8 protein-coding genes and 3 tRNA genes are annotated in these 8,401 nt (G+C 68.8%); 6 read left to right on the forward strand and 5 right to left on the reverse strand.

Features of this window, described 5'->3' with window-relative positions:
• Positions 1-136: 136 nt before the first annotated feature.
• The 3 genes from ACTWQR_RS36405 (at position 137) to ACTWQR_RS36415 (ending at position 2,850) form a co-directional block, all read left to right on the forward strand.
• The gene (locus tag ACTWQR_RS36405; protein ID WP_443231509.1) at positions 137-454 is read left to right on the forward strand and encodes a putative quinol monooxygenase; all 318 of its coding nucleotides are present in this window, start codon (positions 137-139) and stop codon (positions 452-454) included.
• Positions 455-578: 124 nt separating this feature from the next.
• A complete protein-coding gene (locus tag ACTWQR_RS36410) occupies positions 579-1,538 on the forward strand; it encodes an alpha/beta hydrolase (RefSeq protein ID WP_443231510.1) in 960 nt (319 codons plus the stop codon).
• 250 nt (positions 1,539-1,788) lie between these two features.
• On the forward strand, positions 1,789-2,850 hold the full coding sequence (locus ACTWQR_RS36415; protein ID WP_443231511.1) for a LacI family DNA-binding transcriptional regulator: 1,062 nt from the start codon (positions 1,789-1,791) through the stop codon (positions 2,848-2,850).
• Between the two features lie 76 nt (positions 2,851-2,926).
• Here ACTWQR_RS36415 and ACTWQR_RS36420 read toward each other — a convergent pair whose 3' ends face one another.
• Positions 2,927-4,411: a ricin-type beta-trefoil lectin domain protein gene (locus ACTWQR_RS36420; RefSeq protein ID WP_443231512.1), complete on the reverse strand. Its 1,485-nt coding sequence runs from the start codon at positions 4,409-4,411 to the stop codon at positions 2,927-2,929.
• Positions 4,412-4,952: 541 nt separating this feature from the next.
• On the reverse strand, positions 4,953-5,102 hold the full coding sequence (locus ACTWQR_RS36425) for an AMP-binding enzyme (protein ID WP_443231513.1): 150 nt from the start codon (positions 5,100-5,102) through the stop codon (positions 4,953-4,955).
• Positions 5,103-5,246: 144 nt separating this feature from the next.
• On the opposite strand from ACTWQR_RS36425, the gene ACTWQR_RS36430 reads away from it, so the two are divergent.
• Positions 5,247-5,510 (forward strand): helix-turn-helix domain-containing protein, encoded by a 264-nt coding sequence (locus ACTWQR_RS36430; protein ID WP_443231514.1) that lies wholly within the window; start codon positions 5,247-5,249, stop codon positions 5,508-5,510.
• Between the two features lie 404 nt (positions 5,511-5,914).
• Here the strand turns inward: ACTWQR_RS36430 and ACTWQR_RS36435 are convergent.
• The 3 genes from ACTWQR_RS36435 to ACTWQR_RS36445 all read right to left on the reverse strand — a co-directional run bounded on the left by ACTWQR_RS36435 (position 5,915) and on the right by ACTWQR_RS36445 (position 6,307).
• Positions 5,915-5,988 (reverse strand) — tRNA-Ile (locus ACTWQR_RS36435).
• A gap of 168 nt (positions 5,989-6,156) precedes the next feature.
• Positions 6,157-6,229: transfer RNA gene (locus ACTWQR_RS36440), tRNA-Asn, on the reverse strand.
• Between the two features lie 5 nt (positions 6,230-6,234).
• A tRNA-Asn gene (locus ACTWQR_RS36445) sits at positions 6,235-6,307 on the reverse strand.
• Positions 6,308-6,451: 144 nt separating this feature from the next.
• Between ACTWQR_RS36445 and ACTWQR_RS36450 the strand changes: the two genes are divergently transcribed.
• The gene (locus ACTWQR_RS36450) at positions 6,452-6,760 is read left to right on the forward strand and encodes a YtxH domain-containing protein (RefSeq protein ID WP_443231515.1); all 309 of its coding nucleotides are present in this window, start codon (positions 6,452-6,454) and stop codon (positions 6,758-6,760) included.
• Between the two features lie 63 nt (positions 6,761-6,823).
• On the forward strand, positions 6,824-8,278 hold the full coding sequence (locus ACTWQR_RS36455; RefSeq protein ID WP_443231516.1) for an FGGY family carbohydrate kinase: 1,455 nt from the start codon (positions 6,824-6,826) through the stop codon (positions 8,276-8,278).
• Positions 8,279-8,401: the final 123 nt, after the last annotated feature.

Genomic DNA, 8,401 nt, shown 5'->3' on the forward strand with positions numbered 1-8,401 from the left:
GGCACCCATGGCTGCCGCGCCGGAGAGGATCGTGCAAGTACGAGCGAGCATCGTTCTAACGTTTCCGCAGGTCACGTCGGTTGAATGGAATCACCTCGAAATCACTTCATTCCATCACCGCAGAAAGAAGGCATCCGTGATCTCCAACTACGGCTTCAACGCCACCCTGACCGCCAGGCCCGGAATGGGCGACCGGCTGGTCGACCTGCTGCTGACCGGCCTGAACGAGGGCAGCCCGGGCGCGAGCGAACACTGCGTCGTCTACCTCGTCTCCCGTTCCGCGTCCGACCCCGACGTCGTCCACGTCACCGAGGGCTGGACCAGCGAGGAGGACCACCACCGGATCTTCGCCGGCGAGGCCGCCCAGGCCATCGTGGCGCAGATCGACGGACTGCTGGCCGGGGAGTCCGAGTACACCGACTACGTGCCGGTCCGCGGCAAGGCCGCCTTCTGACCCGCCGATCGATCCCCTGGTCCTTCCCGCCGCCTCAGTCCCCGCCGAAGCGTCCCTGTCCACGCCCGACCGTCCGCCACCACCCATGCCCGACCGTCCACCACCACCCACGAAAGGCAGCACCATGACCATGGCGCGACCTGCCCTTGACCCCGAACTGCGTGAGCTGCTCGCCGACATGCCCCTCATGTCCCGGCTCGGCCCGGAAGTACTCGCGCAACTACGCCGGCTCCCGTCGACGCCCGTCGAGTCCCTCCTCGCCCACCGGCAGGTCGACCGGCAGGAGGTCACCGTGCCCGCCAAGGACGGTGCCCCGATCCCCCTGTCGGTCTTCAGTCCCGCGCAAACCGATCGCACCACCGCCGCACCCTGCGTCTACTGGATGCACGGCGGCGGGATGGTCATGGGCGACCGCTTCTCGCAGATCGACATCCCGCTGGAGTGGCTCGACCGGTTCGGCGCGGTCGTGGTCTCCGTGGACCACCGGCTCGCACCGGAGGCCACCGGCACCGCCCTGGTCGACGACTGCTACCAGGGACTGCTCTGGGTCGCGGAGCACTCCGCCGAACTGGGCATCGACCCGGCCCGGATCATCGTCGCCGGCGCCAGCGCGGGCGGCGGCCTCGCCGCGGGCGTCACCCTGCTGGCCCGCGACCTCGGCACCCCGGCGATCGCCGCGCAGATGCTGATCTGCCCCATGCTCGACCACCGCAACACCAGCACCTCCAGCCGCCAGTACTCGAACGGACCCGGCGTCTGGACCCGCGAGATGAACGAGTTCGGATGGCGCTCGGTCCTCGGTGACCTCACCGACGACGAGGTACCCGAGTACGTCTCACCCGCGCTGGCCGACGACCTCTCGCGCCTGCCGACCACCTACATCGACACCGGCTCCGCCGAGGTCTTCCGCGACGAGGACGCCGCGTACGCCACCCGCATCTGGGCGGCCGGCGGCCAGGCCGAACTCCACGTCTGGGCGGGCGGCTTCCACGGCTTCGACGCGCTGTACCCACGGGCAGACATCTCGGTCACAGCCCGCCGGACCCGCACCGACTGGCTCGCCCGAGTCCTGTCCCCGAACTAGGTCAGCGGGCCCCCGGCGGGGTGTGCCGCCATGGCCTGGAACCGGTACCCGAGGGAGAACCGGTCGGCCGGCTGGGGATGCGGTACGCAGTCCGAGTTGGACCGCCGGGTCACCGGGAGCCGCGGCCAGGCCGCGTACACCGTCCGCCGCCGCCGTGGAGACTCATCGCCGAGGTATCTCGCCCCGCAGACGCCCGGGGAGTGGGCCTAGGCTGTTGTCAGGGCCCGAGAAACAGGGGAAACAAGAGATCATGGCGATTGGGGACAAGCCCGTGTCCGGACGGCCCCGGCCGTCGATGGCGGATGTCGCCCGCCACGCCGGTGTCGCGCCGCAGACGGTTTCGCGCGTGTCCAACGGCCACACCAACGTCGACCCGGCGACCAGGCAGCGGGTCGTCGAGTCGATGCAGGCGCTGGGCTACCGGCCGAACGGAGCCGCACGCGCGCTCAAGAGCGGGCGGTTCAACACGATCGGTGTCATCACCTTCACGCTCAAGACGTTCGGAAACACGCGCACGCTCGACGCCATAGCCAAGGAAGCCGCACGCGCCAAGTACGCCGTCACCCTCATCCCCGTGGCGGACCCGACCATGGGCAGGGTTTCCGGTGCCTACGACCGGCTCAGCGAGGCAGCCGTCGACGGAGTGATCCTCGTCTTCGAGGCGCATCTCCTGGACGATGCGGAGTTCAGCCTCCCACCAGGGGTTCCGATGGTGGTTGTCGACTCCGACACCGGCCCTGGTTACACCGTGGTGGACACCGATCAGGCACAGGGCGCGCGTCAGGCGACGGAACACCTGCTGGAACTCGGCCACCAGCAGGTGTGGCACATCGCCGGACCCCCGACCTCGTTCTCCGCGGCCCATCGGGTCGAGTCCTGGCGGCGCACGCTGCAGTCTGCCGGCATCGTCCCGCCCCCGGTGCTGTACGGCGACTGGACCACCCGATCCGGATATCAGCACGGGTTGGCTCTGGGGCGAAGACCGGAGGTCACGGCGATCTTCGCCGCGAACGACCACATGGCGCTCGGTGTCATGCGTGCCCTGCACGAGCTCGGCCGCCGGATTCCCGACGACGTCAGCGTGGTGGGGTTCGATGACATGGAGGAGAGCCATGCCTTCTGGCCACCGCTGACCACCGTGCGGCAGGACTTCGCCGCGGTCGGCCGGCTCAGTCTTCAGAAGCTGCTGAGCAAGATCGGCCGCACCGGGCCTGACATGATCGACAAGACCTTGGTCCCGACCCGGCTGGTGGTCCGCGCGAGCACCGGAGCGCCGCCGCCCTCACCGGAAGGCGAAGCACGGCGGCGCTGACCCGTACGGGCCCGGCGAGGGTACTCGCCGGGCCCGTACGGGTTGGATCAGTGGTCGAGGAGAAGAGGTGCGGGCGTCAGCTTCTGGCCCACTGCTGGTTGCTGCTTCCGTTGCAGTACCAGACATCGACCGCCGTGCCGTTGCCGGTGCCTGCTCCGGCCGCGTCCAGGCAGAGCTCCGGGTTCGCGACGCTGGTCACAGTGAGGTCCGCGTTCAGGTTCCACTGCTGTGCCGCCGCGCCGGTGCAGTCGGAGATGATTACGGGGTCTCCCGCCGTGGATCCGGTGCCTCCCACCGCCATGCACTTGTTGCCGTAGACGGTGAGTTGCTTGTCCGCGGTCCAGTTCCAGGACTGGTTACCGCCGTCGTTGCAGTCCCAGAGGTCGAGCTGGGTGCCGTTGGTCGTACTGAAGCCGGGCACGTCGACGCAGCGGTTGGAACCCACTCCGCGCAGGACCTCGCCGGGAGGCGCGGGCGGCAGGTCGTTGACGGGCGGGGTCTTGCCGAAGCCGTAGCCCCAGCGCAGCTGCGCGACTCCGCTGGCGTTGTTGTCCACCAGGTTGCCCTCGGAGTCCAACGACTCGATCGAGTAGGCGTCGCCGAACCTCAGCCCCGGCCAGTACACCAGTCCCATCCCCTTGCTGCGGGCGGTGTTGGTGACGGCCGCGAGATACGACGTGTAGATGTTGCCGTTCCACGCGCCGTAGTTCAGACCGGTGGTCATCGGGGAGCCTGCCTCGTCGATGATGGTCCGGCCGGCGTACGTGCCGATCCGGGCTTCGAGGTCGGCGACCCAGTCCGCCTGCTGGGTGTGGCTGGCCCAGAAGCCGTAGAAGTGCAGCGACAGCAGCGTTCCCCGCAGTTCGGGTGCCGCGCCGACACCGGTGACGTTGTCGTTGTAGCCGGTACCGCTGATCACGACACGGCCGCGCGGGACGTCCCTGTGCTGGGCCAGCCAACCACTGGTGACGGACACCCACTGGTCCAGGGTGTAGCCGTGCGGCTCGTTCATCGGCTCGAAGTAGACCCGTGGGTTGTACTTGTACTCCCGCACCACGGTGTTCCACATCTTCTGCCAGGCGGCCGTGTCGTCGACCAGGCCGTCCTTGCTGGTGTTGGCCTCCCAGTAGCTGACTATGACCTTGTCACCGTAGGCCGTGGCCGCGTCGATCGTCGCCCGGTACGACTTCCACCAGGTGGTGCCCACGCTTGCCGGGTTGATCGGCAGTCGCAGCGTGTTGGCGCCCAGGTTCTTCTTGAAACCGCGCACCATGTGATCCGTGGTGCGGTACACGGTGCGGTAGTCGTCGCTCACCGACAGCCCGCTGGGCACCACGGCGTCACTGGCGTAGTTGTCCCGCGGATCTGCCCAGTTCACCCCGCGGAAGTCACTGGTACCGCCCTTCGACGCGGGCTTCACCGGCGCGTACGAGGAGGCTGACGTCTCGGCGGCCGACTGGGCGAGGGCGGAGGCGGGGGCGGTCAGGAACATGAGTGTCGCACCGAAGCCGGCCATGAGCACACCGGCCAGTCTTCTCGCCCTCGTCGGGGTCTTGGTCATGTCGTCTCCAGTGACGGGAATCGCGGAGGGCGGAGTGCGGGTTCGCCACCTGAGTCGAGGCAGTGATGAACCAGGGTCCGGATACAGAAGCTCGGACCCGCGTAAACCGGCCATGGTTACGTAACCATGGCCGGACACTGGCACGACGCCCGCACCGGTGACAAGACCCTGGACGGTTCCGAATGCGCCGGGAGACGACGGGAGCCGACGGGAGACGTTGGCCATGCGGTTGAAGATCACCCGATCGTCCGAGGTCGGCTTCTCCTTCTTGTACTTACGGTCCTCTTGTACTTACGGGCCTCGGTTTGTACTTACGGGCCTCGGTGTCCTCGCAGGTGCCGCAGCCGGGGCACTCGCCTCGGGGGTCGCTCAGGACTGTGGGGCGGTCCGCCCGGTCGCGTACCCCGAAGTGGTCCCCGATCCGCAAGAGTTCGGGAGTTGGCGGCGTGGCAGCCGCCGCGGATCAGCGAGGTGTCTGACCATTCATGGCCGTGGCCGGGCGGTTGAACGCCCGGCCCTTGTTCTGGCGGACCGCTGCCGGTCAAGCCGGCGATCCCGCGGCGAGTTCCCGCTTGAGGATCTTTCCCGTCGCGGTCATCGGCAGGGTTTCCCGGAATTCGACGGTCCGAGGATATTTGTGGCCTGCCATGTTCCGCTTGCACCAGGCCACGATGTCCCTTTCGGCGACCATGGCTCCGGGCTTGCGGATGATGAAGGCTTTGACTCCTCTCCGTGGCTTTCGTCAGCCTCGCCGACGACGGCGGCGAGGCTGACGCTCGGGTGGGTGAGCAGGACCTCTTCGATCTCCCGGGGACAGACATTGAAACCTCCGCGGATGATGGAGGTCCTTGGTGCGATCCACGATGTAGAGGTAGCCGTCTGCGTCGCGCCTGCCGACGCCGAAGGAGTGGAAGAGCGGCAGCGCGAGCAGATGGACGTCGTGCGGGGCCGTTCCGAACAGGCGGTTCGCCAGCAGCACGTTCTGTACCGGCTCAACAGGATCACCGAGCTGACCGGCCGACGGACGACCGACGCGGCCTCCTCCGCGGAGCTCCACATAGCCCTGCGGGCCGCACGGCTGAGCAGTGTCCCTCGCTGACCATCGGCCGACATCGCTGATCGGCACTCGCCATGGTCGGCGTCCTTGACATCGTCACCGCGTCCGTAAGCGCCCCGAAGGCCGCGGGATCGGGACCTGCCCGGGCCGTGCCCAGCAATCCCGGACAAACGCCACTCAGCCAGCCGGCGACAACCCAGAGCGCGGACCTCTCGCCGGCACTTTCCCCGGTCACCGATGTCCCCGCAGGGCCCCCACTGCGCGCTCTGTCGCCGCACGGTCCGCCGGACGCAGCTATCGCGAGCTACGCATCTGGTATCCGCGCAGGTCAGGCAACATCAACCAATGCGGACCACCCTGCACAAACTTACGAGCAGTGGATTTCGGTCCGTCCAGCCTGAATTGACGCCCCAGCACCGTTTCCGCAGATCAGGGCATGTTTCAAGTGGGGCGGGTGGGACTCGAACCCACGGCCGACGGATTATGAGTCCGCTGCTCTAACCGGCTGAGCTACCGCCCCATTACGGCGCGTCGCGCACATTTGTGCGCGCCGTCTGCCGCAGCATAGCCGCTCATACGATCTCCTGCTTCGGATGGTCGACCACGCATGACCATGAGGACCGCGCTGCCGCTCGCATGGTTCCGCCGGGCATGAAAAAGGACCCCAACGGGGTCCTCGTTCACTCTGCTCTCCCGACTGGACTCGAACCAGTAACCTGCCGGTTAACAGCCGGCTGCTCTGCCAATTGAGCTACAGGAGATCGAGCTCCCCCGACTGGACTCGAACCAGTAACCTGCCGGTTAACAGCCGGCTGCTCTGCCAATTGAGCTACGGAGGATTGTCTCGTCGCATCGATCGTACCTACCTGGGTACTTGCCAGGGGGCGTGCGCTCGCTGCGACACATACATTAGCGCAAGCAGGGGGGTGCTCCGCCAATCGGTTCCCCCGCACCGACGCCGACGTAAGGGAAGGGTGGCCGCCATGCGCTACCGGCTCACGTTCTTCGCCGGACTGGCCCTGGGTTACGTGCTCGGCACACGCGCCGGGCGCGAGCGGTACGAGCAGCTGCGGAAGACCGCCCAGCAGGTCGCGCAGAACCCGGCGGTGCGCAACACCGCCGAGTCCGCGGCCCATCAGGGGCGGGAGTTCGCAGGCAAGGCGTACCACGTGGTGAGCGAGAAGGTCGGTGACCGGGTCCCGGACTCGGTGACCGAGCGCGTCCGCTCCCTTCGCGGGCGCAACACGAACGGCACGCGTGCGGAGGACGACTGGGGTACCAGCAATACGTAACCGGTACGGGTGCCTCCGGCGGACCGGTACGACCGGCTCCGGCAGTACGGCAGAATTTCTGCCATGGGGATAGTCGCCGGGCTGGACAGTTCGCCCGATTTCACTCGCATCGTCGTCTGCGACGCGGACAGCGGAGCCGTGCTCAGGCAGGGGTACGCCCCGCATCCGCTCGACAGCGTCTCGGAGGGCGGCCGGCCCTCGGACATCGACCCGCAGGCCTGGCTGCTGTCCCTGGGTGAAGCCGCGGGCGGCGGGCTCCTCGAAGGCGTCCAGGCCATCGGCGTGTCCGCGCAGCAGAACGGGCTCGTGCCGGTGGACACCCAGGGCAACACGGTGCGTCCGGCGATGGTCGGCGGGGACAAGCGGGCGCAGGTCGCGGCCGCCGATCTGGTCGACGGGCTCGGTGGGCGGGAAGCGTGGGCCCAGGCCGTGGGGTCCGTCCCGCAGGCGGCGCAGCCCGTGACGAAGCTGCGCTGGCTCGCCAGGAACGAACCCGAGGCCGCGCTGCGCACCACCGTGCTGCTCCAGGCGCACGACTGGCTGGTGTGGCAGCTGCTCGGCCGGCCGGCCCGCCGCACCACCGACCGGGGCGGGGCCTCGAGCACCGGCTACTGGTCGGCGGCGACCGGTGCGTACCGGCCCGATCTCGTCGAGCTCGCGCTCGGCCACCAGGCGCTGCTGCCCGACGTGCTCGGGCCGTGGGAGGCCGCGGGGACGACGCCCGAGGGGCTGCTGATCTCGGCGGGGACGGGCGAGACGATGGCCGCGGCGTTCGGCCTCGGTATCGGGCTCGGGGACGCGGTGGTGTCGCTCGGCGCCTCCGGTTCCGTGATGGCCGTGCACCACGAGGCGCTGGTCGACTCATCCGGGATGATCACCTCGCTGGCGGACGCGACCGGCATGCACCTGCCCGTCGTCACCACGCTCAACGCCGTACGAGCGCTGCGCGGGGCCGCCGAACTCCTCGGCGTACCCGACCTGGAGGGCCTGTCCGACCTGGCGATGAAGTCCACTCCGGGCGCCCACGGGCTCGTACTGCTGCCGTATCTGGAGGGCGAGCGGACGCCGAACCTGCCGCACACGGCGGGGACGCTGGCCGGGCTGCGGCGGGAGTCGATGCGGCCCGAGCACCTGGCGCGGGCCGCGTTCGAGGGCATGCTGTGCGGGCTCGCGGACGCGCTGGACGTGCTGCGCAAGCGGGGCGTCGAGGTGCGGCGGATCTTCCTGCTCGGCCAGGCCGCCGAGCTGAACGCCGTGCAGGCCTGCGCGCCCTCGCTGCTCGGTACGCAGGTCGTGGTGCCGCAGCCCGGGGACTACGCGGCGATCGGCGCGGCCCGGCAGGCGGCCTGGGCGCTCGGTGTCTCGCAGGGCATGCTCAGCCCGGGGCAGCCGCCCGCCTGGCAGGGCGCGGTCGCGCAGGTCCTGGAGCCCGGCGAGGAGCTGCCGGTGGGGCAGGCCGTGCGACAGCAGTACGTGTCGGTGCGGGAGCAGACCCACCCGGGCGCGTTCCGTCCCTAGTAGCGTGTCGCTGCTTAGTTGTGGCATGTCTGGTTGGGAGGTTGGTGTCTGGCAGATTCCTTCCCCTCTGTCAGACGGGATTGTTGTCATGGGTTCGCAGAAGAAGCGGCCGGTGAGGTTGAC

The organism is Streptomyces sp. 2A115, from assembly GCF_052245575.1.
GTDB lineage: Bacteria > Actinomycetota > Actinomycetes > Streptomycetales > Streptomycetaceae > Streptomyces.

Bases quoted from the DNA above. Each gene is read 5' to 3' on its own strand.
- ACTWQR_RS36420 (WP_443231512.1), bottom strand. From the start codon at position 4,411: ATGACCAAGACCCCGACGAGGGCGAGAAGACTGGCCGGTGTGCTCATG.
- ACTWQR_RS36430 (WP_443231514.1), top strand. From the start codon at position 5,247: ATGATGGAGGTCCTTGGTGCGATCCACGATGTAGAGGTAGCCGTCTGC.
- ACTWQR_RS36425 (WP_443231513.1), bottom strand. From the start codon at position 5,102: ATGGTCGCCGAAAGGGACATCGTGGCCTGGTGCAAGCGGAACATGGCA.
- ACTWQR_RS36455 (WP_443231516.1), top strand. From the start codon at position 6,824: ATGGGGATAGTCGCCGGGCTGGACAGTTCGCCCGATTTCACTCGCATC.
- ACTWQR_RS36410 (WP_443231510.1), top strand. From the start codon at position 579: ATGACCATGGCGCGACCTGCCCTTGACCCCGAACTGCGTGAGCTGCTC.
- ACTWQR_RS36415 (WP_443231511.1), top strand. From the start codon at position 1,789: ATGGCGATTGGGGACAAGCCCGTGTCCGGACGGCCCCGGCCGTCGATG.
- ACTWQR_RS36450 (WP_443231515.1), top strand. From the start codon at position 6,452: ATGCGCTACCGGCTCACGTTCTTCGCCGGACTGGCCCTGGGTTACGTG.